This window comes from Bacillus sp. 123MFChir2, assembly GCF_000383235.1.
GTDB lineage: Bacteria > Bacillota > Bacilli > Bacillales > Bacillaceae_G > Bacillus_A.
This window is the reverse complement of record NZ_KB910936.1, coordinates 39,296-65,163: the sequence shown is the minus strand read 5'-3', so window position 1 is coordinate 65,163 and position 25,868 is coordinate 39,296. Positions and strand designations below refer to the sequence as shown.

The window sequence follows — 25,868 nt, the reverse complement described above, 5'->3', positions numbered from 1 at the left end:
TCCTTTCTATTATTTTCTACTCATTTACACTAGATAAATATGTTAATACATTCTCAGCCTTCTCTCCGCCCATTCGTGCATGCTGAATAAGTGGAATACCATGTGGACCAGAAGCATATTTTGCTTCTGGCTGCACAGCTAAAATAGCCTGCACAATTTCTAATTTCCCAAGCATGGCTGCTGCAAAAATATCCATACGTGCTCCTTTTTCTAATAAATAAAGAGCAATATCTCTGCGGCCAACATGCGCCGCTGCACCTAGCGCCGTTTCCCAATCATCGCCACTCCAATTATACGAAGCATGGAGCAAACTTGGATTTTCTATTAAAAGCTCTTGCACTCTCTCTAAATTCCCATGAGCTGCCATTACAAATTCTCTTATTAATTCACCGGCAATACGTCCTTCTGTTTGCATATCTCTTCTCCTTTTTTACAAATTCGCTTCGGAGTAAAAAACGGTTTCTCATTCCCTTGAAAAATATCGACTTCAATTCCGAAAACTCGCTGAAACATTTGATGACATAATACACACTCTGGCGCTCCGTCATATTGAATTTCACCTTGTTTTAAAACAAGTAAACGATCACTATACCCAGCTGCTTGATTAATATCATGAAGAACCATAACAATTGTCATGCCAAATTCTTCATTTAAGCGCTTTACTAATTCCATCACTTCTAACTGATGGACAATATCTAAAAACGTTGTCGGTTCATCTAGCAATAAAATATTAGTACGCTGTGCTAACGTCATTGCAATCCATGCCCGCTGCCTTTCTCCCCCCGATAAGGAATGCAAAAGGCGATGTTCATACTCTTCCAACTTTGTTACACTTAGTGCCCATTCCACCATATTTTCATCTTCTTTGTTCAAACGACTATTCCATGATTTATGAGGCTCTCTTCCAAACTCAACTAATTCCCTAACAGTTAAATCTAACTGATGATCGTGCATTTGCGGTAACATCGCTAATTTTTTTGCAACAGCTGCACTTTTCATTGTATGTATGCTTTTTCCATCCAAAATGACCTCACCTGTCCTTGGATTAAGTAATCTCGCTATTAAGCGTAATAGCGTCGACTTTCCTGAACCGTTTGGACCAATTAAACTAATGATTTCCCCCGCCTCAATCTGTACATTTATATTTTGAATTTGAAAGCGATCTGAATGAGAATAAGACACCTCTTTAACGGAAAGCACTTTGTTTTCCTCCTTTCTGAATTAAGTATAAGAAGAATGGACCTCCTAAAAAGGAGAGTAAAATCCCAACAGGTAGTTCAATTGGATCAAACCAGCTTCTAGCAATTGCATCAGCAAAGACAAGCAAGACACCGCCACCTAAGCAAGATAACGGCAATAAATAGCGGTAGTCATTCCCAACTAATAAACGTAATATATGCGGAACAACAAGTCCGACAAAACCAATCAAACCGGAAACGCTGACAGCAATCCCAGCTAATAGCGTACTTACTACAATTAAGAAAAATCGGCTTCGCTCTACGTGATGTCCAAGCAACTTCGCCATCTCATCTCCAAGCATCAGTACGCGAATATGTTTAATCCCTATGAAAGCAAGAACGAGCGCAAAGATTGCATAGTAAATAATCATATGAAAATGCGACCAGCTTACACCACCAATTCCGCCTGCTAGCCACGGCAAAACAGATTGTACTTTATCACTATGTAACAACATGAGTGCTGACGTTGCAGCTCCAATTAAAGCGTTAATGGAAACACCGACTAAAACAATCCGAGACGGCGGCGCTCCTTTTTTCCAAGACAAAGCATAAATAACCATCGCTGTTATAAATGCTCCTGAAAATGCGCCAAGAGGCAGAAACGTCATATGCTGTGGAAATAAGATCATAATGACGATGGCAACGAGCCCTGCTCCCGATGAAACACCAATAATTCCGGGATCTGCAAGCGGATTTCTCATAACTCCTTGTAATAAAGCGCCCGATGCAGATAAACACATTCCCACAACAAATCCAACAAGCACACGTGGAATACGTAAATCCCACACGATTCGATGGACAGTTGAATTTTCATCTTGTATACCTAGTGCAGTCTCTTGTAATGAAAATGATAAACTCCCTGCAATAAGTCCATAAAAGAGGACAAGAACCATCATAGCAAGTAAAGCGACCGTTAATATCCATCTTTTCTTTGCAAATGGATGTGACTTTTCTTTTACTGCTGCATTACTTTGCATATTTATCATTTCCTTACGTCTTGTAAACTTTTATACATAAAGTCCATTGCATCTGTTACGTTTGTACCTGGATTTGAACCGAATAGATCTGGTGGTAAAATAACAACTCGATGATGTTTTACAGCTTCTAAGTTTTTCCACGCTGCATTTTTCATCATTTCACCTTCAAATGCTTTTTTTACACCTTCTGAATCACCGTGTGTGATTAAGAAAATGATATCTGGATTTGCTTCGATAATGCGCTCTGTGCTTAACTGCGCATATTGCGGATATTCCTTCACCTTTGGAAATTCCGCTGCGATATTTTTCCCGCCTGTTTTTTCTAAAATATCACCAGATAAAGATGTTGGCAGCGCTGCCAAATATGTTCCGGGAGCACCATATACTAAAAGTGCTTTCGCATTACTTTTTTTCTCATATTTCTTCATGTGTTCTGTAATTTTGTTGTTTAACTCTTTTGCCTTGCCTTCTTTTTGAAGAACTTTTCCATACATATCAATGCTCTTTTGAATATCTTGAACAGAGTTTGCAGAAGAAATAATGACTTTTGTTCCTTGTCCTTCTAGCGTTGGAATATTCTTCTCAAATCCATTATTTGCGACCATAAGCTCTGGTTTTAATCCTGCTATTTGCTCAAAATTCGGCTGATGTGCATTCCCTATTTCCTTTACTTTCTTTAACTCCTCACTAAGAGGCAACTTCGTACTAGGTCGCCCAACAACATTCCCTCCTAACGCATGGAGAATATCCATATCACCAACACTTAATGTTGCGATGCTTTGCGGTGACTTTGTAAATGTTACTTTACGATTTGCGAAGTCTGTGATAACAATTTCTTTTTTTTCTTTTTCTTTTGGTGCTGCAGATGTTTTCTCGCTTTCTTTTGCACTGCAGCCGATTAATAAGAAAAAAATAGAAAAGATAGCTGTAAATAACGTTATATATTTTTTCATTCTCTCACCCCTAATTGATAATGATAATCGTTTGCCACTATTTTAATTTAATTGATAAAGATTATCATTGTCAATAAAAAGTTGTAAAAAAACGTTACTCAAAGAATCACATTCTTTAAGTAACGTTTCTATTTATAATGGCTGTTCATGTTTGTTCTCCTCTAATTTGTCACGCAGCTCGCGCGCGTGGTAGAAAAAATAAAATGAACCGCCTAAAAAAGCAGTAATCACACCCATCATGGCAAACATTTGCACCGCATCTTTTTGTCCATTTGGGAGTAATAAGCCGAGCATTAAAAATGCACTTAGCGCTAACATGACTTGACCAAAACGAATATAATCAGCAATTTTTTGCTGTAATTCTTTCATTCTTCAATCACTCCTCCTTTTCACTGTATCATATTTTCATCGTTTCGTAGGCAAGTAAATACAGCCAATGAGGGGGAAGTTTCCCAAAAGAAAAAGAGCCGTAATCAGTACGGCTCTTTCTAATTTACACACCTTTATATGCTTGCTTATACACTTCTTTTAATTCTGAAATAAGTGGTAATTTCGGATTTGCTGTTGTACATTGATCTTCAAATGCTCGTTCAGAAAGTACATCCACAACCGCTTCGAATGCTTCTTTTTCAACACCTTGACCAGCAATGCTCATGTTGATATTTAATTCTTTTCCAAGAGCGATAATTGCTTGTACTAATGATTCTACGCCTTCTTCCACTGTACGCGCTGGAAGTCCAAGCATTCTTGCAATATGTGCATAGCGCTCATCTGCAACAAAGTGCTCATATTTTGGAAATAGTGCATGTTTTCTTGGTTTGATTGCATTATAGCGAATGACATGCGGCATTAAAATGGCATTGGCACGTCCGTGCGGAATATGGAATTCCGGTCCCAATTTATGTGCTAAGCTATGGTTAATACCAAGAAATGCATTTGCAAATGCCATACCAGCCATTGCTGATGCATTATGCATTTTTTCACGAGCTTCTTCATCATTGCCATCTTTATATGCGCGCGGTAAATATTTAAACACAAGATCCATTGCTTTTAAAGCTAATCCATCTGTATAATCATTTGCCATAATCGATACGTACGCTTCAATTGCATGTGTTAAAACATCCATTCCTGTGTCAGCAGTAATATGCGGTGGTACTGTCATAACAAACTGCGGATCCACAATGGCAACGTCTGGTGTTAATTCATAGTCAGCGAGCGGATATTTGATATTGTTCTTTTTATCTGTAATAACCGCAAATGGTGTCACTTCTGACCCTGTTCCAGATGTTGTCGGAATCGCAACAAACTGCGCCTTATCTCCTAGTTTTGGATATTTACATGTACGTTTTCTAATATCTAAAAACTTTTGTTTTATACCAAAGAATTCTGTTTCTGGATGCTCATAAAATAACCACATTCCTTTTGCTGCATCCATCGCTGATCCACCGCCAAGAGCAATAATAACGTCTGGTTTGAAGCTTCTCATCATTTCTGCACCTTTAAATACAGTTTCATCTGACGGATCTGGTTCTACTTCAGAGAATATTTCTACTTTTACATCATTTCTATGTTGAGCTAAATAATGCGTTACTACATCAATATAACCATACTGTACCATTCCAGGATCTGTTACAATGAATGCGCGTGAAATGTTCGGCATGCTTGCTAAATATTGCGTAGCGTGTTTTTCAAAATAAATTTTTGGTGGCAATTTGAACCATTGCATATTCTTTTTTCTATTTGCAAGTCTCTTTACGTTCATTAAATGTGTTGCTGTTACGTTTTGAGAAATAGAGTTCTTTCCGTATGATCCGCATCCAAGTGTAAGCGATGGAATGAAAGCATTATATATATCACCAATTCCACCCTGTGCTGATGGAGCATTTATAATAAGACGACATGCTTTCATACGTAGTCCAAACTGTTTTTGTACTTCTTTATTTGTAGAATGAATGACAGCAGAATGTCCTAATCCGCCAAGCTCTAGCATATTTTCACAATGCTGTAATCCTTCTTCTAATGAATTTGCTTTTATACAAGCTAATACCGGACTTAATTTTTCACGAGATAACGGATAAGCTGCACCGACTCCTTTAATTTCAGCTACAAGCATTTTTGTATCTTCAGGTACTGTAATCCCTGCTAATGCTGCAATGTAATGTGCAGATTTCCCAACAATATCACTATTTACTGCACACGTATTCTCATTAATAACAAGCTTCTCTAATTTTTTTCGTTCCTCTTCTGTCACAAAGTAACAATTATTTGCGATCATTTCTTGTTTCACATCATTATAGATTTCTTTGTCCACAATAATCGCTTGTTCAGAAGCACAAATCATACCGTTATCAAACGTTTTCGATAAAATCACATCATTTACAGCACGTTTCACGTTCGCTGATTTTTCCATATAGCATGGAACGTTACCTGGTCCTACCCCTAGAGCTGGTTTACCAGTAGAATATGCTGATTTCACCATTCCAGCTCCTCCAGTTGCTAGAACGAGCGCTACACCTTCATGATTCATTAATTGTTTTGTTGCCTCAACAGAAGGCTTTTCAATCCATTGAATACAGTTCTCTGGTGCACCAGCTTTTACTGCAGCATCGCGCACTGTTTTTGCAGCTGCGATAGAACATTGCTGCGCTGAAGGGTGGAATGCAAAAATAATTGGGTTTCTCGTTTTCATCGCAATGATTGCTTTAAACATTGTTGTTGATGTTGGATTTGTTACCGGTGTTACCCCAGCAACCACACCGACCGGCTCTGCAATTTCTATTACTTCCTCATGTGGATCCTCACGAATAATCCCCACTGTTTTATCGTTTTTTATACTATTCCAAATATATTCAGTTGCGAAAATATTTTTAATACATTTATCCTCATACACACCGCGGCCCGTTTCTTCAACAGCCATTTTTGCAAGCGGCATATGTTGATCCACACCCGCAAGTGCCATTTCATGTACAATTTTATCAATTTGTTCCTGTGTAAAACCTTCTAATGCTTGTAAAGCTTTTTGACCTTTCTTTACTAACGTCTCAATCATACCTTTAACTTCTTGCGCTTCATTTACAACTTTCTCTTTGACTACCATGTAATTTCCTCCTATTCTGCTTATGGACACAAAAAGTCCATAGGGGTCTAAATGCGTCCCAATTAGCTAAAAAAATAGAACTACCTTTTCTACATGAATCTTATTGTTTGTGAAATACTTCACATGATTATATGCGAAGCATCTCGCTTCCTGTGTTTTACTATACACCAGATATTCTTATTTGTGTGTGTCTAATTTGTGAAAAGTTTCACAAACTTAACGAGGTCGTATTACATAGCTTGAAAAATAGAATAAATAAACATTACCTCTATATGAAGCTGTTTTACTGTTTAAATATATATATATGAATACAAGTTGACTTTTTAACATCTAAGTCGCTGCTGTGCAGAACAAAACATAGCTGCTACTTGCTGTCTATCTTTGTTTTAAACTTTGCACGTGGAAGAAAAAGGAACTGATCTCCTCTATGCATGGCCAGTTGCTCTCGCCCACCGAAAAAGAAAAGGATTTTTATGTTAGTTTCTCAATTTGCATCTATATATAAATCCAATTTATTTTTTTACATATAGATTGCTACTATGAAAAAAGGAACCTGCACTTGTTTGCCCTTTTTGTTTTTCGCTGCGCATGTGACAGAAATAGGCCCTGACCGCTCCTACGCGCGGCCAGATGCTCTCGCCACCCTAAAAAGTTTTTTTATTTATGCTTATCCCCTTATGCTAACGCTCGTGCTAAATCTTCAATTAAATCTTCCCCATCTTCAATTCCAACTGAAATACGAATTAGTGTGTCTGTAATTCCTAGTTCTGCACGGCGCTCTGCTGGAATTGAAGCATGTGTCATTTGCGAGGGAATAGAAATTAAGCTTTCTACTGCTCCTAAACTTTCAGCAAGTGTAAAATATTGTATTTTTTCAAGTATAGTGTTTAATGTTTCTTGACTATCTACATCAAATGAAATAATTGCACCGAAGCCATTTGCTTGTTCCGCTGCTAAATCATGGTTATGGTGAGTACTAAGCCCTGGATAATACACTTTATTTACTTTCGGATGATTTTGTAAAAACTGAGCAATTGCACGTGCATTTGCTTCATGTTCTTCCATGCGCACTCCTAATGTTTTTAAACCACGCAGTAATAAGAAGCTATCTTGTGGTCCTAAAATACCACCTGTTGCGTTTTGTACAAAATGAAGATCTTCTGCTAACTTTGCACTATTTACAGCTACTACACCAGCAACAACATCGCTATGACCGCCTAAATATTTTGTAGCACTATGAAGGACAATATCTGCACCAAGAGAGATTGGTGTTTGCCAATACGGTGTCATAAATGTATTATCAACAATTGTTAATAGGCCTTGTTCTTTAGCAAGTGCTGCAATTTGTTTAATATCCGTAATTTTTAATAGCGGGTTCGTCGGTGTTTCAACATAAATTGCTTTTGTATTTGGAAGAATCGCTACTTTTAATTCTTCTAAGTTTGTTGTATCAACAAATGTATGCTCAATCCCAAAGCGATTTAACACTTTTGACATGATGCGGTACGTTCCGCCGTACACATCATCTGTTAAAATAACGTGATCTCCTTTAGAGAAAAGCATCATTACCGCTGTAATTGCTGCCATACCTGATCCAAATGCAAATCCTGCATGACCGTTTTCAAGGACAGCAATTGTTTCTTCAAGAGCTGAACGAGTCGGATTTCCTGTACGTGAATATTCATAGCCTTTATGATTTCCTACACCCTCTTGTTTGTACGTACTCGTTTGATAAATTGGTACTGTTACCGCTCCAGTTGAAGGTTCTCCGATATGAATACCATGAATTAACTTTGTTTTTGTTCTCATTTTATTCCCATCCTTTGTATATGTGCTTACTCAAATAGCGTTCGCTGCTATCTGGAAAAATGGTTAAAATATTTGTTCCTGGCTTTGCTTTCTCAGCTTCTAATAAGCTTGCATGAAGTGCTGCCCCCGAAGAACTGCCAACGAGGAGCCCTTCTTTTTTCGCCAGTTGTTTCACACGAGAAAACGCATCACGATCCGAAATCGTATGAATGGCATCAAAATATGTTGGATTAAGAAATGATGGTATAAACTCAAGCCCAATTCCTTCTGTCTCATGAGAACCGGCTTCTCCCCCATTTAAAATAGAGCCTTCTGGTTCAACAATGACTGTTTGAATTTGTTTATTTTGCTCTTTCAAATATGATGCTGTTCCCATAAAGGTTCCACCGGTTCCAGCACCAGCGACAAATATATCAATATGTCCATCTAGTGCCTCCCACAGTTCAGGCCCTAATGTTTTATAGTATGCACGTGGATTTGCTTCATTTGCAAATTGACATGGAGAATACGAATTTGGAATTTCTTTCAGAAGTTCTTCTGCTTTTACAATAGCACCTGTCATTCCTTGTGACGTAGGTGTATGAACAATTGTTGCACCAAGAGCTTTTATAAGTTCTTGTTTTTCAATACTAAATTTTTCTGGAATGCAAACAATAACATGTAAATCATGCTCAAGTGCTGCAAGCGCCAGTCCGATTCCCGTATTGCCTGCTGTCGGTTCAATAATGGTCCCCCCTGGTTTTACAAGCCCTTTAGCGAGAGCATCCTCAATTAATTCTCGACCTAGCCGATCTTTCACACTTCCACCTGGATTAAAAAATTCAAGTTTCGCAAAAATTCGCACATCTTTCGGAAGTAAAAAGCGCGTAATCTCAACAAGTGGTGTATGTCCGATGAGGTCATGAATGCTGCGATACACTTTCATTGTATTTCCTCCTTACCTAACCCCTTAAAAGAAAAAGGCAACTGTATGTAATTTCTATATATGAAACAGTTGCCTTTTTGCTACATTACTTTAACTCTTCTAATACTTTTACAATAAAGTTTGTAGAATGAAGAGCTGCTTGATCTAAAAACTGTTCAAACGAAACATCTGATTCTTTACCAGCAATATCAGAAAGTGCACGAATGATAACAAATGGCACTTTATATTGATAACACACTTGTGCAACTGCCGCAGCTTCCATTTCTACTGCATACAGATCAGTGAACTTCTCACGAATAAATGAAACGCGGTTTGGATCGCTCATGAAAGAATCTCCTGTTGCAATCATGCCTTTAACAACTTGAATTCCTTCTGCTGTTTGCATACATTTTTCAGCCAATGCAACAAGTTCTTCATCTGCTGGAAATCCTGCTGGCATTCCTGGTACTTGACCGTATTCATAGTTAAATGCTGTTACATCTACGTCATGGTGACGAACTTCTGTTGAAATGACAACATCACCTACGTTTAAAGAATGATGGAATCCACCAGCTGAACCTGTATTAATAATTTTTTCCGGCTGATAACGTTCTAATAAAATCGTTGTAGACATCGCTGCATTTACTTTACCGATACCCGATTTCAACAAGATTACTTCATGCCCTGCTAATGTACCTTTCGTAAATTCACAACCCGCAACTGTTTCTGTTTCTGCTTGTTCTAACTTGTCACGTAAAATACGTACTTCTTCTTCCATTGCTCCAATTACAGCAATTCTCAATCGAATCCCTCTTTCTATTGCTTCGTTGCCTCCATTACCCAAACATAATGATTCATGCGAGTAAATGAGACATGAAAGCCATTGTTTTCAAAAATAGATTGCATGACTGGAATACGCGTATAATATTCCGTTTGTAAATCATTTGCTAACTCATAAAACCCTCGCTGCTGTGCATATTCAATAGTTTTATCATATGCTTCCTGATCTACAAATATTGTGTCAGCAAACACTATTTTACCACCTTTGTTTACCAATTGACCATACTTCGCAATTGCTACATTTTTTTCCTCATCAAGTAAGTGGTGAAACGCATATGTGCTGACAATTGTATCCACATGCGAAGGAGTGACGAAATTTAAAAAATCTCCTTCTGTAATTGCTACTTCTTTTGGAAGCTTTTGCTTAGCAATCGTACGCATTTCTTTCGATGGCTCTATCCCGTAAACAGTGCGACCAGCAGCTAATAATCTATTTGTTAAGTTGCCGGTACCAACACCAAATTCTAAAACATTGCCAAAAGATTTATTTACTACATCCTCTAAAATCTCCTCATAATGGGCGAAAACTTCTTTATATTGTATATCTTCACCCTGTACGAACGAATCGTACGTATGAGCCCATTGATCAAATAGTTCATTAAATTCTGTCCCCATAGAAATTCCCCTTTTTCTTATCGGATTTATCAGTATAATATGCCTTATTCATCAAAAAGTCAACAAAAATGCACATGGTATTTCTTAGTTTTCTTTGATAAACTAAACTATGAACATGCAGAAAGAGGTGCTCTTCATGTCGTTTACATTTGAAATGATAGAAGATAAGGTTGAGTTTTTTGAGGCAGCTAGCTTAGCATTGCTAGAAAAGAAAATTAATGAACAAATCGATAATAATAAGGCACTGATGTTAGAAGTACATCACGTTTCGCATCAAATGATGATGGATCCCGAAAGCAAACGACCATATTATAGCGCTGTTGTTCACTTTAAATTGAAAAAATTGCGCTAAAAAGGAGAGAGGCTTTATCACCTCTCTCCTTTTTAATTCAGGGTTTGAACAAGCGTTGGTTTCCAGCCCTCATTCTCTACCCAATCAATATTTACATTATATTTGTTTCCTGTTTGTTTATCTACTACTCTGCCGTATGCTTTCTGTTTTCCGTTATTTCCAATACGTTGAATTACCACCTGTTCCACTGGGATATCAATTGCATAAGCAATCGCTTTATTCATCTCATTCCAGTCCACGCTTCCTTTTTGGAATGTCATTGCAGGTGATTGCCCTTGCTCAGTACCAACTGGTTTCCAAGCTGGTTTTGTATATGCTTCTTTCGCTTGTGGAATTGTTTTCTCCGCGGATACTTTTTCGTTCTCTTTTGCTTTCGCTTCTTCTTCCGCTTTCTTCTTAGCTTCTTCTTCTTTTTTCTTTTGTTCCGCTGCTTTTGCTTCTTCTTTCTTCTTAGCAGCTTCTTCTTTTTCTTTCTTTTTTGCGGCTTCTTTTTCTTTTTCAGTTTGCTGCGTTACTTTTTTACCGCTAGAAGCATCCTGCTCTGTATTATCAGAAGTAAAGAATAATTGATATGCTACAATTACTACCGCTAATAACACGATACCAATTGCGATATTCAATATACCATTTTGGCGACGCCTTTGTTGTTTTTGGTGAAATCTAGTTCCTCCTGCCATTATTCAAACCTCCATGACAATTTTCATACTTGTTATTGTAACATCAAATGCCCAAAGGTTGAAGGAGTAGGATCACTTTTTCACAAAATGAAAATATTCTTATCATTTTCGCAATTGTTCCGCCTTATGAATTTCCTTCACATAATCAGCAAAAACTTGTGTTACGACATTGTCTTTCCTATTCGTTTCTAAATCAACGACAACTAACACATACCGAGGATTTTCATATGGAAAGTAACCAGCAAACCAACGATTTTCATAATTTTCTTTCCCTGTTTGTGCAGTCCCTGATTTTCCCGCTATTGTAAATGGTAATGATTGATACGCAGATCCTGTACCATACGATGCCGTTACAACACTTCTTAACAATTTCTGCACTTTCTTAATCGTATTTCTTTTCAGTGTTTTTCCTTGTAATACATGATCTTCAAAATGAAATACTTTCGTACCATTTTTATATGTAATGTCTCTAACAGCTTTAACCTCTTTCTTTTCACCGCCCCTTGCAATGGTTGCCATCATATTCGCAACAGCTAGCGGTGATACGCGAACGTCCTTTTGACCGATTGCCGTTTGTGCAATTGCTTTGCGAACGTTTTTATCTCTTTCATCTCGCCAAATCGTTCCCTCTTTTTCCTCTGTAAACTGCCGAAATGCAGTCGTATGAAAAACAGTTCCTTCCCATCCAACACTTTTAGACGCCCCTAATGCTTCGACATACTTCTCAATCATCATTTTATCTTTTTGCAACAATTCTCGTCCAAGATCTGCAAACGTACGATTACAACTACGAGAAAAGCTTTCTGTAAACGATAGCGTTCCCATCATCCGGTCGGCTTTCTCTTCTCCATAAAGATCCATATTGCAATCAAATCTTCGCCTTGCTATAAGTATTCCTTCTTCAATAGCAGCTGCTGCAATAACTGTTTTAAAAACAGATCCAGGAAAGTGAGGAATCAGCATTTGATTACTTGCCCCCCGCTTATATGCTTCCTTATTATTCGTATGTAATGATGGCTTACTCACCATTGCTAAAATTTCATTCGTTTGAATGTCGAGTAATATGAGACCACCTTTTACAAGTTTGTACTCATCGATCAAGTCTTCTGCTTTCATTTGTAAACTTTTATCCAATGTCGTCTCTATTCTCAGAGGATAAAAAGGATTAGCAGGATATGTATACTTAACATTTCTGCCGAAAATCGGTTCTCCTTGTCCGTCAACATGATAGAGTATTTTCGCTTCCCCGTCTGACAATAAAAATTCATCAAACGATCGTTGTAATCCTGAAATACCAACTGGTGTTTTCTGCTTTTCTTTATCTCCGTATCTTTTTACAAACTGCTCCTCATTTTCTCCAGTAATTCCAATGAAATGCTCTGCTATCATGTTAGCTTGTTTATTTCTTACATGCACGGCTATAACGCCCGGAATCTTTAAATCATTAACTTGCTTCATTTGTTTATTTGTTAATTTCAACGGCTCTTCATCTCGTTGAAATACAACAGGCTGTTTTGCTCTTCGTATTTGCTTCTCTATATCTTTCTCTTGCGCCCCAATAATGTGAGCAATCTTTTGCATCGGCCAAGTCGTACTTTGTAGAAATGGAAATAAAATCAACATTGGCTGATTGTCATCTATTAACTCTTCTCCATTTCGATCTGTAAAACGGCCGCGCCCATCATCTACAATCATTGCTTGTGTACGCTGCGCAACACTTTTTTCAATTAAATTAATATGTTTATCAGTAAACGACTCCGTTTCCACAAGCTGAATCTGTAGTAAACGACCAAGTAAAATACATATAATACACATAAAGGCTATTAAAATGATGATTATTCGTTGCTGCATATTCATTACAAACACCTCATCTTTCAGTGTTGACGAGGTGGTATTCTTTTTATACTTAAGCAATTTCTTTTACAAGCTATATAAATCCATTTTAATTTCCCAGTATATAGATTGCTGCTATGCAGAAAAAAGGAAGCTGCACTCGCTTGCTATCTCTGTTTTTCGCTGCGCATGTGGTAGAAATAGGCACTGACCGTTTCTATGCATGGCCAGACGCTCTCGTCCATCTAAAAAGAAAAGGACTTTATGTCAGGTTTTTAATTTAGATTTATATATAAACATAAAAAAAGTTCACTCCGAGGAGTGAACCTTTTTATTATTTTACAGAAACGATCTCTACTTGCATTTCTCCACCTGGTGTTTGAATTGCAACTTTTTCGCCAATTTGCTTTCCTAGTAAGCTTTTTGCGATTGGAGAATCGTTAGAAATTCTACCTTCAAATGGATCTGCTTCTGCACTACCAACGATTGTATATGCTTCTTCTTCTCCGTCCGGTAATTCTTTAAATATTACAGTTTTACCTAACGTTACAACTGTAGATTCTTCACCATTATCTTCAATAATAACTGCATTGCGAATCATGTTTTCAAGTTGTGTAATACGCCCTTCTACAAATGCTTGCTCATCTTTTGCTGCATCGTACTCAGAGTTCTCAGAAAGATCACCAAAACTGCGCGCAATTTTAATACGTTCTACAACTTCTTTACGTCTTACTGTTTTTAATTGTTCAAGCTCATGTTCTAATTTTTGTTTTCCCTCAAGTGTCATAGGGTATGTTTTTTCTGTTGCCATGTTTTCCACTCCTTTTATATACCGATCCCCCAAAAAAAGAGGAGTTACATATGAAAACTCCCCCGCCTTATAAAATAGCAGAGGTTTCTAGTACAGGCAGCACTAGCGGAGTTGTCACATACAACCCCGTATGTACTTACTTCTTCCTTATATCAAAAAGATATGTATGGAAAGCTAATATAAATATGCCCTCACCTAGATGTGGGTGAGGTTTGCATGTTTCATTGTATTCGATAAAAAGGGAGAAAATCCCTTCCTATCGAATATCTTTTACTATGCTATTACAAATTCACTTTTTCTTCAAGAATTGTTGCAATTTTTGTGACCATAATATCAATTGCAACATGATTTTGTCCACCTTCTGGGATAATAATATCCGCAAATTTCTTAGAAGGCTCAATAAATTGATTGTGCATTGGACGCACAACATTTACATATTGTTCAATAACTGAGTCCATCGTACGACCACGTTCTTTAATGTCGCGCTGCATACGACGTAAGATGCGAAGGTCAGCATCTGTATCAACAAATACTTTAATGTCCATTATATCGCAAAGACGTGGGTCTTCTAAGATTAGAATCCCTTCTAAAATAATTACATCTTTCGGTTCTACTGGAATAATTTCTTCTGAGCGTGTATGCAATGTATAATCATATACAGGTTTCTCAATCTGCTTATAGGAAAGCAACTGATGTAAGTGCTCAATTAGTAAGTCATTATCAAATGCTAATGGATGATCATAGTTTGTTTTTAAACGCTCTTCCATCGGCAAATGGCTTTGATCTTTGTAATAATAATCTTGCTCCAAAATTAAAATGGAATGACCTTGAAATTGATCAAAAATTGCTTTTGTTACACTTGTTTTACCTGATCCTGAACCACCAGCAATTCCAATTACAACAGGCTTGTTCGTCCCCATTCAACTACCACTCTTTCTTATTGAAGTATGCTTTTTCGCATCATGTTGTTCACATACACTGGTCGATCCACTTTGAATTTCACGATTTGCAGCGGATGTCTCGCTGCATCTAATTCGTTTCCATCCTCATCCCAAATTTTTTCCACCGTTTGTGTAAAGTTTTCAATTTCTGGCCCAAAGAACTCAACTTCCTGACCTGGCTTGAAGTAGTTACGCTGCTCTACTGTCGCAATGCCAGTTTCTTCATTATAATCTAACACTAAACCAGCAAAATCATACGTTGTTTTCTTACTATGATTTCCATACATTTGCTCTAAGTGCCCTGGAACTCCTTCAAAGAATGCAGGCGCTGTATCACGATTTGCACATTTATCAAGCTCTTCTAACCATTCTTGTTTAAACTCGAAGTTGTCTGGGTCCCCGCAATACGTATCAATTACTTTGCGGTATACAGTTGCTACAGTTGCAATATAGTGAATAGATTTCATGCGGCCTTCAACTTTCAAGCTGTCAATTCCAATTTCAATCATCTTCGGAATTGATAAAATAAGATTTAAGTCTTTTGGACTCATTGCAAACGGAGCATCCTCTTCCTGGAATAGAGGAAGTTCTTGTGCCTCTTTATGTTGCGATACTGTTTGAATTAAATCATAATCCCAGCGACAAGACTGGCAGCAACCACCACGGTTTGAGTCACGCGCTGTCATATGATTACTTAATGTACATCTTCCAGAGTAAGCAATGCACATTGCACCATGAATAAATGCTTCAATTTCAATATCCACTTTTTCTTTAATTTCTTTCATTTCCTCATAGCTTACTTCACGAGCAAGTACAAGGCGGTGCAATCCTTCTTCTTTCCAATACTGGGACGCTTTCCAGTTTGATAATGATTGCTGTGTACTTAAATGAATTTCCACAGAAGGAGCTACGCGTTTACATGTTTCGATGATAAGAGGGTCTGCAACGATTATACCTGTTACACCTGCTTTTTCAATCCCTCTTAAATATTCTTCTAGCCCATCCATATTTTCATTATGAGCAAAGATATTTGTTGTAACATATATTTTTGCACCGTACTTCTTTGCAAATTCAACGCCTTCAGCCATGTCTTCTAACGTGAAGTTCCCTGCATTCGAACGAAGACCAAATTCTTGTCCTCCTAAAAATACAGCATCTGCGCCGTAATGAATAGCTATTTTTAATTTTTCTAGGTTTCCTGCGGGCATTAATAACTCAGGTTTTTTTACAATAACACGCTTTCCGTTAATGACGCGTGAAATTTCTTGAAAACTCATGTACGTTACCTCCTATTTTAATAAACCGTTTCTTTAAAGAAGAACCCTGTATCTAACGGACGATTTACTGGTTGTAATTCTTCAATCTCTTTATATAAGTCGTCTTTCACATCGTAATATGCGTCACGATTTTCTACACATAAATCAATCGCCTTACGATATTTCTTTGTCACTTCAATGATATACTCAGAGCTTTTTAATACACCCTCAATTTTTAAACTATCAATTTCTGCATCAATTAACTCTTCTAGCTCGTCGATGAAGCAAATGTCATTTGGACTCATAATGTGCGTACCGTTTTCATCTTCATAAATTGGATACTTATTGTTACGCTCTGCATCATGCAAGAACATGTTCTCTTCGTATTTCTTCTTCTCGATTTCCATTTCACGACCTTGATATTCGAAGTAGTTTCCTACTAAAGAACGCTTCGACTGAAACATACATGTCATACCGTGAATTTGTACTTCTATTTCTACTTCTGCATGTTCTTTTAGCTCAACAATTGCATCTAAGCTTAATTCACGAGCTAACACAGCACGTTTTGCACCTTTACGTCCCCAGTAATTACATGTAAACCAGTTCGTTGCTGTTGTTTCTGTATTCCAGTGCATTTTCATATTTGGGGCAACTTCACGCACCGTCATTAATACAGCTGGATCTCCAAATACAACTGCATCTACGTTTACTTCTTGTAAAAATGAAACGTAATCTTGTAAAGCTTCTACTTTCTCATTGTGGAACATCGCATTCATTGCGACATATACTTTCATATTATTTTCATGTGCAATTGCTACCGCTTCTTTTACATCCTCGCGAGAAAATTCACCAGCTAAACGTAAGCCAAACTTTTGTTCACCAATCATCACTGCATCCGCGCCTGCCTTCGCAAGTGGTTCGATATCCGCCACTGTTTTTGGCGTTACTAACAACTCAGGTTTTTTCATTGCCTGTCACCCTTTCTTTTTACTCACTGCTACCCCGTCACCAATTGGGAAAATGGTTGTATCATATCCTTCATGATTCATGAGCCACTCGTTATACGTTTTGATTCGTCTAATTAAACCGCGTGTACGTCTATTTTCAATGTGTTCCTTTGTCGTCACAAGACCGTGATATAGTACATTATCTGAAATAATGACACCGCCAGGATTTAATAACGGCTCATATATGTCAAAAAAGCGACGATATTGCCCTTTTGCTGCATCAATAAAAATAACATCAAATGTGCCATGTTCTTTTACTTGTTCCCCTGTTTCTAAAGCATCTCCAAAAATAACAGAAATGCGCTCTTTTACTAGGGAACGATTTATATATTCAAGTGCTTTTTCATATCGATCTGCGTTTCGCTCTACTGTCACAATGCTTGAATTTGGAATAGCTTGCATCATGCGAATGCTAGAATATCCAATTGCTGTACCAAGTTCTAATATGCTCTTTGGCCCAATTAAACGCAAAAATTGCAACATAAATTCCATACCAAGGCGATCCATAATTGGTACATGTTGCTCACGTGCATACTGTTCCATTTCAAGAATAAGCTCATCTTTTGGATCGATAAAAGACAGCAAATATTCACAAACTACATCTTGTTGCTCCATAGATAGTCCTCCTTATCGCATGGAGAAGTAAAAAAGAATATTGTCTCTATGTGGAAAGAAAAATACAAGCCCGCTCTCTCCTTAGCTTGTACGTCCCGTTTCTATATTAAAAACGATTCTTCTACCAGTTTTTAACCCGGTATATTTTATCATAAAAAAGAGGGATATGCGAATTTTTCTCGCTTCCCTCAAAAAATTTACGATTGCTTTTGTGTAATATATTTTTGTTTTAACGCGTTATGTTCTTCTAATGTCTTCGCGTAGTACACTTGACCGTCTGGTGCCGCCAAGAAATAATAATAATCTGTTTTTTCAGGTTCAAGTGCTGCCTGTAATGATTTTACACTAGAATTCGAAATTGGTCCAACTGGTAACCCTTTTATAACGTATGTATTATACGGAGAGTTTACTTTTAAATCATCATATAATACACGCTCTTTATGCTTACCTAATGCATATAACACCGTTGGATCTGTTTGCAAAGGCATTCCTTTCGCTAAACGATTATAGAACACACTTGCAATTTTTTGGCGATCTGTATAACCTGTTGCTTCTTCTTCAATAAGCGAAGATAAAGTTAATAATTGATGAACATCCCAATTTTTCGCTTTCATTTTCTGTTCATTTTCAACAATAAGCTTGTTTGTTTTCTCTAACATTGGAATAATAATTTCTTCTAACGTTACGCCCTTTTTATAAAAAGGATACGTTGCTGGATATAAATATCCTTCCAATGAATATTTAATATTTGCATCAAAAATTTTATCTGTTAATAAAACCGGATATTTCTTCTGTAATTTTTGTACAAATGCTTTATCGTTTAATTGGCGAACAACATCTTCTTTATTCCACTTCAATTCCTTTGCAATTGTATCTGCAATTTCAACAACTTGTGCACCTTCTTTAACTGTCACTTTATAAGCAACTGGACGATGCACATTACCTGATGACATTTGCCCCATTATTTCCTCTGTATTCATTGATGGGTTTAACAAATATACGCCAGCTTGTAAATTTTTGGATTTCATTTTTGCATAAAAACTAAATATAGTCCCGTTTTTCACAATTCCTTTATCCTCCAAAACCTCTCCGATCTTACTTGTAGAAGAACCTTTTGGAATTTCCACTTCAATTTCTTGTTTACTTGCTGGATTTAGTGGTTGTAAAGCTGATGTAACATACGCATACGTACCGCCGCATACAACAAGCAATGCAACGAAAATAACAGTAATCACTTGTCTTAGTTTTTTGGTTTTCTTTTGACCCACTACCGCACTTCCTCCTTACTCCCCATTATAGACTGCACGGGTATACCCTATACAAAATCTACGGAACATTAAAAAACATGTCTACCGTTAGACATGTTTTTTCTTTTTTCTGCAATCTGTACTATTATACTACAAAGAACGGCATGCTTTCGATAAAAAAAATCTTTCATTCATCCTACAAATATAGTTTACATCTACTGATAAAAAGATAATTAACAATCTTTAAGCACGTCATTTTACACTTTTAGCTGTTATGCAGGCTGCAACACGACCTGTACTTGCTTGCGCCCTTTGTTTTAGAAGGCAGGAAAAGGACCTGACCGCTTCTATGCACGGCTAGATGCTCTTGTCCTCCCCTAAAAAGAAAGAGGTTTTTATGTCGGTTTTTTAATTTGGATATATATAGTAAAGAAACTGATTTCATATTGAAATCAGTTTCTTTACATTTCCCATATTAAGCTTGTTCGCCTTCTTCTTCAGCAAGAGTGTTAAACATTTCTTGTACCATTTCCCACTCTTCTTCTGATTCGATTGGAAGTAATGTGCCACCAGACTCATCTTCGTTTTGCTCGAAAGCCATTGCATCATAAATCGGATCGCCATCTTCGTCAACTTCACCGATCGGTGAGAATACTACGTAAGATTTTTTACCGAATTTTTCAGCATCAAAAGTGAAAATAATTTCACATAGATGTTCGTTACCTTTTTCGTCAACAATTGTAATTTGATTTTCTTCCATTATGGTCACCTCTTATTTACTATCTAAATATCCTTGCAAAATTACGACAGCCGCCATCTTATCGATAACTTGCTTTCGTTTTTTCCGGCTTACATCTGCCGAAATGAGCAAGCGCTCCGCTGCCATTGTTGACAAGCGTTCATCCCACAGTACAACTTCTAATTGAAAAAGCTCATGCAAGTTTTCCGCAAATTGCTGGCAAGCTTCGCCTCGCGGACCGATTGTACCATTCATGTTCTTAGGCAATCCTACTACTATCTTGTCCACATTGTACTGTTTTACTAATTCAGAAATACGATTAAAACCAAACTCGCCTCTTTCTTCATTAATTTTAATCGTTTCCAAACCTTGCGCCGTCCAGCCCATCTCATCGCTTATTGCAACGCCGACTGTTTTTGTACCAACATCTAAACCTAATATACGCATAAACTACTCCTCACGATGATGTTTCAAGTAAGACTTAACAAGCTCCTCAATCAATTCATCACGTTCTAGCTTACGAATAACATTGCGAGCATCTTTATGACGTGGTATGTATGCAGGATCGCCGCTTAATAAATAACCGACGATTTGATTAATCGGATTATATCCTTTTTCTTGAAGTGCATCATACACAGTTAATAGTACGTCATTGACATGGACATTCTGTTTTTCTTCTTGGAAGTTAAACTTCATCGTTTTATCGAATCCGTCCATTTTAAGCACCTCACTTTACTAGGTATAGGGAGAAAGATATCCCTTCTCCCTACTATTGTACACTACTATCTCATTATTTTGAAACAGATTTAACGTACTCTTCTACAAATGCTAGCGCATCATCTACTTGTGCTGGGTTTTTACCACCAGCTTGTGCCATATCAGGACGACCACCACCACCGCCGCCACAGCGAGAAGCTACTTCTTTCACAAGTTTACCAGCATGGTATCCTTGTTCAATTAAATCTTTTGTTACACCAGCAAGAATGTTAACTTTATCATCATTTACTGCTGTAAGCACAATAACCCCAGATTGTAATTTATTCTTTAAATCATCCATCATCGTACGTAAGTTGTTCATATCTGCAACATTTACTTTCGTCGCAAGTACATTTACACCATCAATTGTACGCACTGCATCTGTTAAGTTACCAGCTTCAATGTTGCTTAGTTTTGCTGCAAGAGATTCATTTTCTTTTTGCAGTTGTTTTACTTCAGCAAATAAGCCATCTACTCTAGTTAAAATGTCTTTTGAGTTTGTTTTCATTTTATTTGCTGCTTCTTTTAATAAACCTACTTGTTCGTTCATTAGTTCATATGCCGATTTCCCGGTTACTGCCTCAATACGGCGCGTTCCTGCTCCGATACCAGATTCAGCAACAATTTTGAAAATCCCGATAGATGCTGTATTATCTACGTGACAACCGCCGCAAAGCTCTAAGCTATAATCGCCTACTTGTACAACGCGTACTACATCCCCGTATTTTTCCCCGAATAGTGCCATTGCACCCATCTCTTTTGCTTCTTCAATTGCTTTTTGAGAAATGTCTACTGTGATACTTTCCCAAATTTTCTCGTTTACAATACGCTCAATTTTTTCAAGTTCATCTGCTTGCACTTGACCAAAGTGAGAGAAATCAAAACGTAAACGGTCTGATGTTACAAGAGATCCCGCTTGGTTTACGTGTCCGCCAAGGATATCTTTTAATGCTTGGTGCAGAAGGTGAGTTGCTGTATGGTTTTTCACGATTGCTGCACGGTTTTTCGTATCGATTAACGTTTTTACTGCTGCATCTTTCGTTAATGTTCCTTCTTCTACAACTACTTTGTGTAAATTTTGACCATTAGGCGCTTTTTGTACGTCTTTTACAAGTACCTTTACGCCATCAGCAAGAAGATAACCACGGTCAGCAATTTGACCACCGCTCTCAGCATAGAATGGTGTTACATCTAACATTAATTGTCCTTCTTCACCAGCTTGTAAGCTATCTGTAAACTCACCATTTTTCACAAGTGCAACAACGTTACTTTCTGTAGCTACCGTACCATAACCAACAAATTCGCTCGCTACTTTAATTTCTCCAAGAACGCCGCCTTGCACTTGCATAGAATCAACGTCTTGACGAGCTGCACGTGCACGCTCACGTTGTTTTTCCATCTCTGCTTCAAAGCCTTCATGATCAACTGTCATGCCAGCTTCTTCTGCATATTCTTCTGTTAACTCAATTGGGAATCCGTATGTGTCATATAGACGGAATGCGTCTTCGCCAGAAATAACTGTTGATTTTGCGGAATTTGCTTTACCGATTACTTCAGCTAAAATTGCTTCACCATCATGAAGTGTTTCATGGAAACGCTCCTCTTCATTTTTCACAACACGTGCAATGAAATCTTTCTTTTCTAGAACTTCTGGATAGAAGTCTTTCATTACTTCCCCAACTACTGGTACTAATTCGTACATAAATGGACGGTTAATGTTTAGTTTCTTCGCATAACGCACAGCGCGGCGTAATAAACGACGTAATACATAACCGCGGCCTTCGTTAGAAGGAAGAGCTCCGTCCCCAACAGCAAACGTTACTGTACGAATATGGTCAGCAACTACTTTAAATGCTGTGTCTTGTTCTTGATTACCAGCACGATATTTTTCACCAGAAATTGCTTCTGCCGCGTTAATAATTGGCATAAATAAGTCAGTGTCAAAGTTCGTTGGCACGTTTTGTACAACAGACACCATACGCTCAAGACCCATCCCTGTATCAATATTTTTCTTTGGAAGCGGCGTATACGTACCATCAGGGTTATGGTTAAATTGTGAGAATACAAGGTTCCACACTTCTAAATAACGCTCGTTTTCTCCGCCTGGATATAATTCTGGGTCACTAAAATCATTGCCATAAGCTTCTCCGCGGTCGTAGAAAATTTCTGTATTTGGTCCACTTGGCCCTTCGCCGATATCCCAGAAGTTTTCTTCCAAACGAATAATGCGCTCTTTTGGCACGCCCATTTTTTCATGCCAAATCGTAAATGCTTCTTCGTCTTCTGGATGAATCGTAACAGATAGTAATTCTTTATCGAATCCAATCCACTTATCACTTGTTAAAAATTCCCAAGCCCATGTAATCGCTTCTTCTTTGAAGTAATCACCAATCGAGAAGTTCCCTAACATTTCAAAGAATGTATGGTGACGAGCTGTTTTTCCTACATTTTCAATATCGTTTGTACGAATTGATTTTTGCGCATTTGTAATGCGTGGGTTTTGCGGAATTACGCGGCCATCAAAATATTTTTTCAGCGTTGCAACACCGCTGTTAATCCATAAAAGAGATGGATCTTCGTGCGGAACTAATGATGCACTTGGTTCTACCGCATGTCCTTTTTCCTGGAAAAAATCTAAAAACATTTGACGAATTTGTGCGCCTGTTAAGTGTTTCATATGTATTTCCTCCTTCATTAATATCAATTAGAAAACAAAAAACTCCCGTCCCCTATAACAGGGACGAGAGTTGACTCGCGTTACCACCCTGATTATGAAATAAAAAGCAGAAGTGTCTCACTTTTAGACACGACAGCTAGATTGCATAGCGTAATCATATGCATATATTTCATCACCTCAAGTTGCCGTAACGTGGCAAGACGGCAGGGATTAGCTGCTCTCAGGAATAGCGTTCTGTTACCCTTCATTTGAAGCTTCTTACAGCCTAAGGAAGCCTCTCTCTGCAAAATGGACTGTAACATACTCGTTCCATCATCAATTTATCATATACTATATGCCAAAATTGTAGCGAATCCATTTCCGTTTGTCAATGTTTCCAATACAGCTTAGTGTGTACAATAATCGTACGAAGAACTGCTAACAGCGGCACGGACAATAAAAGTCCGACAATACCGCCAATTTCTCCGCCAACAAGCAGCGCAAGCATAATCACAACTGGGTGCATCCGCAACGACCTTCCTACAATATATGGAGATAGTATATTACTCTCAACAAATTGTAAAATCGCAAGCGCAATACCAGCTTTAATAACTAAATTCATCGATACTGTTGCAGCAATCATTAATGTTGGGATTGCCCCTAAAATAGGGCCGAAATACGGGATAATATCAGTAACCCCAACAATAATTCCTAACAGCAATGGATATTTCATCCCGATAAACCAAAAGGCTAACGCAGAAACACCGCCTAAAATTAAACAAACAAATAATTGACCGCGAATGTAATTTCCAAGAGACTTATCAATTTCTTTTGCTAACTGTTGCCCATCCTTCCGCCATTTAGATGGTATAACCTTCCAAAAAATATGATAAAACTCTCCGTAGTCTTTTAATATATAAAATACGATAAATGGAATTAAGAAAATGATAAGAAGGGAATCAAGTATTCCTCTTGCTGTACTCATTACTTTATTTAAAAGCGTTTGTATCTTCCCTTCAACTCCTACAAATATTTGCTTCACTTTCTCATTCACAAACTCAGGAAAATTTTCAGTTTGCTCTCTTACTCCATCCGTCCACGTTTCATACATATTTACAAATTGCGGGAATTGTTCATTCATTTCTTGGAGCTGCGCAACAACGGCTGGTGTTCCTTTATACACACCGTATCCAATACCGCCAAAGAAAAGAATGTAAATGAGTAAAATGGCAAGTGTGCGCGGCACACCTTTTTCATGTAATTTTTCAATAAGCGGATGCAACAAATAAGCAATAAAGCAAGCCAGTAAAAATGGTGTAATGGCGACCTTAAGCACAAATAAAATCGGTGCCCACAGTGGCTTAATTTTCAAAAAGACAAGTAAACATAAAAAAATCAGCAATAATAAACCTAACCGATAAATCCAAATAATTTTAAGATTCTTCAACAGAAAAACCTCCTCTATTTCTTAGTTTGAAAAGAAATAAAGAAGGTTATGTGTAAAAAATAAAAAACATTGCCGCGCCATGATATTTTTGTAGGTATTCTTACTGTTTTGTAGAAAAATACTTAACATAACAAATACATTTTCATAAAGTATTACACATAAATAAACAGTAATATCCCAATTTTTTCTACAAAGTTAGGGGGAATACAATGGTTTGGTTAATGTTAGGTCTTTCCACACTTTGTATGCTATTGGAATGGGTATGCATCGGGTTTGGCATTTGGAAGGGATTTTTCATTCCCGCTTCCAATCAAGAACGCGCCAGGCATCTCTGGTACTATGGTATTTTAGGACTTGGTTGCTACGGACTTTCTCATCTCTTCTCCCAAATTGGACTATTTTATCTTTATACAAGTACATATTGAACTACCCCCACCTACAGTTTCACACTTGAGGCGGAGGATGAATCGCTAGATATATAAATGCAAATTAAGAAACTAACATAAAAACCCTTTTCTTTTTCGGTGGGCGAGAGTAACTGGCCGTGTATAAGGCGGTCAGGGCCTTTTCCTGCCACGTGCAAAGTTTAAAACAAAGATAAACAGCAAGTAGCGGCCATGTTTTGTTCTGCATAGCAGCGACTTAGATGTTAAAAAGTCAACTTGTATTTATATATATAATAAAAGCTCCCCAAAATTAGGGAGCCTTTTTCACATACATAATGTAATTTATAAGTAAGACTTCAGCATTTTTCGTGCTCTTTTCATATTTCTTCTTGAAAATACATCTTGCTTACGTGCATATTGATATGCCGCTGCTCCTACACCTAATACGATTAATGATGAGCGCAATTTCAAAGTTAACACTCTCCTTATTAGCCGATTGTCCGTTCATTCTCATCAAATAAATCATCTAAAGAACTTAATGAACCGTCTTCTTCGACTTGATGTGTATGAATTTTCCCCTTTGAAATCGATAATTCAATAAAGCAGTTCCAGCAATAATATTGATTCACACCGATTTTCCCGATATCTTTTCCTTTACAGTTTGGACAACTGAACATATGGCGTTCATCTCCTTACAATCTCCCGTATTCTA

The 25,868-nt window shown here is 37.5% G+C and carries 27 protein-coding genes; 2 read left to right on the top strand and 25 right to left on the bottom strand.

The window, feature by feature from the left end; genetic code table 11:
- Nucleotides 1-16: 16 nt before the first annotated feature.
- From H280_RS0109440 to H280_RS0109395, 10 genes are all read right to left on the bottom strand, one after another.
- Nucleotides 17-415, bottom strand: coding sequence for an ankyrin repeat domain-containing protein (locus H280_RS0109440; protein ID WP_028411179.1), 399 nt, complete (start codon nucleotides 413-415; stop codon nucleotides 17-19).
- Nucleotides 382-1,200, bottom strand: coding sequence for an ABC transporter ATP-binding protein (locus H280_RS0109435; RefSeq protein WP_020060873.1), 819 nt, complete (start codon nucleotides 1,198-1,200; stop codon nucleotides 382-384). The genes H280_RS0109440 and H280_RS0109435 overlap by 34 nt, the downstream gene beginning before the upstream one ends.
- On the bottom strand, nucleotides 1,187-2,215 hold the full coding sequence (locus tag H280_RS0109430) for a FecCD family ABC transporter permease (protein WP_020060872.1): 1,029 nt from the start codon (nucleotides 2,213-2,215) through the stop codon (nucleotides 1,187-1,189). Before H280_RS0109430 ends, H280_RS0109435 begins: the two co-directional genes overlap by 14 nt.
- Before the next feature lie 5 nt (nucleotides 2,216-2,220).
- The gene (locus H280_RS0109425) at nucleotides 2,221-3,168 is read right to left on the bottom strand and encodes a helical backbone metal receptor (RefSeq protein ID WP_020060871.1); all 948 of its coding nucleotides are present in this window, start codon (nucleotides 3,166-3,168) and stop codon (nucleotides 2,221-2,223) included.
- A gap of 132 nt (nucleotides 3,169-3,300) precedes the next feature.
- On the bottom strand, nucleotides 3,301-3,537 hold the full coding sequence (locus H280_RS0109420; RefSeq protein ID WP_020060870.1) for a YrhC family protein: 237 nt from the start codon (nucleotides 3,535-3,537) through the stop codon (nucleotides 3,301-3,303).
- 124 nt (nucleotides 3,538-3,661) lie between these two features.
- Entirely contained in the window at nucleotides 3,662-6,265 is a 2,604-nt protein-coding gene (gene adhE / locus H280_RS0109415) for a bifunctional acetaldehyde-CoA/alcohol dehydrogenase (RefSeq protein WP_020060869.1), read from the bottom strand.
- Nucleotides 6,266-6,940: 675 nt separating this feature from the next.
- The gene (locus H280_RS0109410; protein ID WP_020060868.1) at nucleotides 6,941-8,074 is read right to left on the bottom strand and encodes a bifunctional cystathionine gamma-lyase/homocysteine desulfhydrase; all 1,134 of its coding nucleotides are present in this window, start codon (nucleotides 8,072-8,074) and stop codon (nucleotides 6,941-6,943) included.
- A 1-nt stretch (nucleotide 8,075) separates the two neighbouring features.
- Nucleotides 8,076-8,999 carry an O-acetylserine dependent cystathionine beta-synthase gene (locus H280_RS0109405; RefSeq protein ID WP_020060867.1) on the bottom strand — a complete coding sequence of 308 codons (924 nt, stop codon included), beginning with the start codon at nucleotides 8,997-8,999 and terminating at the stop codon, nucleotides 8,076-8,078.
- A gap of 85 nt (nucleotides 9,000-9,084) precedes the next feature.
- Complete coding sequence (gene mtnN, locus H280_RS0109400; RefSeq protein ID WP_020060866.1) at nucleotides 9,085-9,780, bottom strand: 5'-methylthioadenosine/S-adenosylhomocysteine nucleosidase; 696 nt, start codon at nucleotides 9,778-9,780, stop codon at nucleotides 9,085-9,087.
- A gap of 14 nt (nucleotides 9,781-9,794) precedes the next feature.
- Complete coding sequence (locus H280_RS0109395) at nucleotides 9,795-10,433, bottom strand: class I SAM-dependent DNA methyltransferase (RefSeq protein WP_020060865.1); 639 nt, start codon at nucleotides 10,431-10,433, stop codon at nucleotides 9,795-9,797.
- Between the two features lie 136 nt (nucleotides 10,434-10,569).
- On the opposite strand from H280_RS0109395, the gene H280_RS0109390 reads away from it, so the two are divergent.
- Nucleotides 10,570-10,785 (top strand): YrzA family protein, encoded by a 216-nt coding sequence (locus tag H280_RS0109390; RefSeq protein WP_020060864.1) that lies wholly within the window; start codon nucleotides 10,570-10,572, stop codon nucleotides 10,783-10,785.
- 32 nt (nucleotides 10,786-10,817) lie between these two features.
- Here the strand turns inward: H280_RS0109390 and H280_RS0109385 are convergent, their stop codons facing one another.
- From H280_RS0109385 to H280_RS0109325, 13 genes are all read right to left on the bottom strand, one after another.
- Nucleotides 10,818-11,462, bottom strand: a complete 645-nt coding sequence (locus H280_RS0109385; RefSeq protein WP_020060863.1) for a YrrS family protein — start codon at nucleotides 11,460-11,462, stop codon at nucleotides 10,818-10,820.
- A gap of 102 nt (nucleotides 11,463-11,564) precedes the next feature.
- A complete protein-coding gene (locus tag H280_RS0109380; RefSeq protein WP_020060862.1) occupies nucleotides 11,565-13,319 on the bottom strand; it encodes a peptidoglycan D,D-transpeptidase FtsI family protein in 1,755 nt (584 codons plus the stop codon).
- A 310-nt stretch (nucleotides 13,320-13,629) separates the two neighbouring features.
- Complete coding sequence (gene greA / locus H280_RS0109375) at nucleotides 13,630-14,106, bottom strand: transcription elongation factor GreA (RefSeq protein WP_020060861.1); 477 nt, start codon at nucleotides 14,104-14,106, stop codon at nucleotides 13,630-13,632.
- Between the two features lie 281 nt (nucleotides 14,107-14,387).
- Entirely contained in the window at nucleotides 14,388-15,026 is a 639-nt protein-coding gene (gene udk, locus H280_RS0109370; protein ID WP_020060860.1) for a uridine kinase, read from the bottom strand.
- 17 nt (nucleotides 15,027-15,043) lie between these two features.
- A complete protein-coding gene (locus H280_RS0109365) occupies nucleotides 15,044-16,324 on the bottom strand; it encodes a peptidase U32 family protein (protein ID WP_020060859.1) in 1,281 nt (426 codons plus the stop codon).
- Nucleotides 16,325-16,341: 17 nt separating this feature from the next.
- Nucleotides 16,342-17,271, bottom strand: a complete 930-nt coding sequence (locus tag H280_RS0109360; protein ID WP_020060858.1) for a peptidase U32 family protein — start codon at nucleotides 17,269-17,271, stop codon at nucleotides 16,342-16,344.
- A 6-nt stretch (nucleotides 17,272-17,277) separates the two neighbouring features.
- Nucleotides 17,278-17,925: an O-methyltransferase gene (locus H280_RS0109355; protein ID WP_020060857.1), complete on the bottom strand. Its 648-nt coding sequence runs from the start codon at nucleotides 17,923-17,925 to the stop codon at nucleotides 17,278-17,280.
- 197 nt (nucleotides 17,926-18,122) lie between these two features.
- Nucleotides 18,123-19,193, bottom strand: a complete 1,071-nt coding sequence (gene mltG, locus H280_RS0109350; protein ID WP_020060856.1) for an endolytic transglycosylase MltG — start codon at nucleotides 19,191-19,193, stop codon at nucleotides 18,123-18,125.
- Between the two features lie 454 nt (nucleotides 19,194-19,647).
- The gene (locus H280_RS0109345; RefSeq protein ID WP_020060855.1) at nucleotides 19,648-19,932 is read right to left on the bottom strand and encodes a DUF1292 domain-containing protein; all 285 of its coding nucleotides are present in this window, start codon (nucleotides 19,930-19,932) and stop codon (nucleotides 19,648-19,650) included.
- Between the two features lie 12 nt (nucleotides 19,933-19,944).
- A complete protein-coding gene (ruvX, locus tag H280_RS0109340; protein WP_020060854.1) occupies nucleotides 19,945-20,358 on the bottom strand; it encodes a Holliday junction resolvase RuvX in 414 nt (137 codons plus the stop codon).
- A 3-nt stretch (nucleotides 20,359-20,361) separates the two neighbouring features.
- A complete protein-coding gene (locus tag H280_RS0109335) occupies nucleotides 20,362-20,628 on the bottom strand; it encodes an IreB family regulatory phosphoprotein (RefSeq protein ID WP_020060853.1) in 267 nt (88 codons plus the stop codon).
- A gap of 73 nt (nucleotides 20,629-20,701) precedes the next feature.
- Nucleotides 20,702-23,344, bottom strand: coding sequence for an alanine--tRNA ligase (alaS, locus tag H280_RS0109330; protein ID WP_020060852.1), 2,643 nt, complete (start codon nucleotides 23,342-23,344; stop codon nucleotides 20,702-20,704).
- Between the two features lie 367 nt (nucleotides 23,345-23,711).
- Nucleotides 23,712-24,788 (bottom strand): AI-2E family transporter, encoded by a 1,077-nt coding sequence (locus tag H280_RS0109325; protein ID WP_196810711.1) that lies wholly within the window; start codon nucleotides 24,786-24,788, stop codon nucleotides 23,712-23,714.
- Nucleotides 24,789-24,979: 191 nt separating this feature from the next.
- Here H280_RS0109325 and H280_RS0109320 point away from each other — a divergent pair, with 191 nt between their 5' ends.
- Nucleotides 24,980-25,195: a hypothetical protein gene (locus tag H280_RS0109320; protein WP_020060850.1), complete on the top strand. Its 216-nt coding sequence runs from the start codon at nucleotides 24,980-24,982 to the stop codon at nucleotides 25,193-25,195.
- Between the two features lie 303 nt (nucleotides 25,196-25,498).
- On the opposite strand, the gene H280_RS0109315 is transcribed toward H280_RS0109320, so the two are convergent.
- Together H280_RS0109315 and H280_RS0109310 are read right to left on the bottom strand one after the other, a co-directional pair.
- Complete coding sequence (locus H280_RS0109315; protein WP_020060849.1) at nucleotides 25,499-25,627, bottom strand: YrzQ family protein; 129 nt, start codon at nucleotides 25,625-25,627, stop codon at nucleotides 25,499-25,501.
- Nucleotides 25,628-25,644: 17 nt separating this feature from the next.
- Nucleotides 25,645-25,833: a hypothetical protein gene (locus H280_RS0109310; RefSeq protein ID WP_020060848.1), complete on the bottom strand. Its 189-nt coding sequence runs from the start codon at nucleotides 25,831-25,833 to the stop codon at nucleotides 25,645-25,647.
- Nucleotides 25,834-25,868: the final 35 nt, after the last annotated feature.

Coding starts and splice junctions, on each gene's coding strand:
- H280_RS0109355 (WP_020060857.1), bottom strand. CDS start 17,925: ATGGAGCAACAAGATGTAGTTTGTGAATATTTGCTGTCTTTTATCGAT.
- H280_RS0109360 (WP_020060858.1), bottom strand. CDS start 17,271: ATGAAAAAACCTGAGTTGTTAGTAACGCCAAAAACAGTGGCGGATATC.
- H280_RS0109430 (WP_020060872.1), bottom strand. CDS start 2,215: ATGCAAAGTAATGCAGCAGTAAAAGAAAAGTCACATCCATTTGCAAAG.
- H280_RS0109310 (WP_020060848.1), bottom strand. CDS start 25,833: ATGTTCAGTTGTCCAAACTGTAAAGGAAAAGATATCGGGAAAATCGGT.
- H280_RS0109380 (WP_020060862.1), bottom strand. CDS start 13,319: ATGAATATGCAGCAACGAATAATCATCATTTTAATAGCCTTTATGTGT.
- alaS (WP_020060852.1), bottom strand. CDS start 23,344: ATGAAACACTTAACAGGCGCACAAATTCGTCAAATGTTTTTAGATTTT.
- H280_RS0109425 (WP_020060871.1), bottom strand. CDS start 3,168: ATGAAAAAATATATAACGTTATTTACAGCTATCTTTTCTATTTTTTTC.
- udk (WP_020060860.1), bottom strand. CDS start 15,026: ATGGGGACGAACAAGCCTGTTGTAATTGGAATTGCTGGTGGTTCAGGA.
- H280_RS0109335 (WP_020060853.1), bottom strand. CDS start 20,628: ATGGACGGATTCGATAAAACGATGAAGTTTAACTTCCAAGAAGAAAAA.
- H280_RS0109390 (WP_020060864.1), top strand. CDS start 10,570: ATGTCGTTTACATTTGAAATGATAGAAGATAAGGTTGAGTTTTTTGAG.
- H280_RS0109365 (WP_020060859.1), bottom strand. CDS start 16,324: ATGAGTTTTCAAGAAATTTCACGCGTCATTAACGGAAAGCGTGTTATT.
- H280_RS0109395 (WP_020060865.1), bottom strand. CDS start 10,433: ATGGGGACAGAATTTAATGAACTATTTGATCAATGGGCTCATACGTAC.
- H280_RS0109385 (WP_020060863.1), bottom strand. CDS start 11,462: ATGGCAGGAGGAACTAGATTTCACCAAAAACAACAAAGGCGTCGCCAA.
- H280_RS0109440 (WP_028411179.1), bottom strand. CDS start 415: ATGCAAACAGAAGGACGTATTGCCGGTGAATTAATAAGAGAATTTGTA.
- H280_RS0109410 (WP_020060868.1), bottom strand. CDS start 8,074: ATGAGAACAAAAACAAAGTTAATTCATGGTATTCATATCGGAGAACCT.
- H280_RS0109420 (WP_020060870.1), bottom strand. CDS start 3,537: ATGAAAGAATTACAGCAAAAAATTGCTGATTATATTCGTTTTGGTCAA.
- adhE (WP_020060869.1), bottom strand. CDS start 6,265: ATGGTAGTCAAAGAGAAAGTTGTAAATGAAGCGCAAGAAGTTAAAGGT.
- ruvX (WP_020060854.1), bottom strand. CDS start 20,358: ATGCGTATATTAGGTTTAGATGTTGGTACAAAAACAGTCGGCGTTGCA.
- H280_RS0109345 (WP_020060855.1), bottom strand. CDS start 19,932: ATGGAAGAAAATCAAATTACAATTGTTGACGAAAAAGGTAACGAACAT.
- H280_RS0109405 (WP_020060867.1), bottom strand. CDS start 8,999: ATGAAAGTGTATCGCAGCATTCATGACCTCATCGGACATACACCACTT.
- H280_RS0109320 (WP_020060850.1), top strand. CDS start 24,980: ATGGTTTGGTTAATGTTAGGTCTTTCCACACTTTGTATGCTATTGGAA.
- greA (WP_020060861.1), bottom strand. CDS start 14,106: ATGGCAACAGAAAAAACATACCCTATGACACTTGAGGGAAAACAAAAA.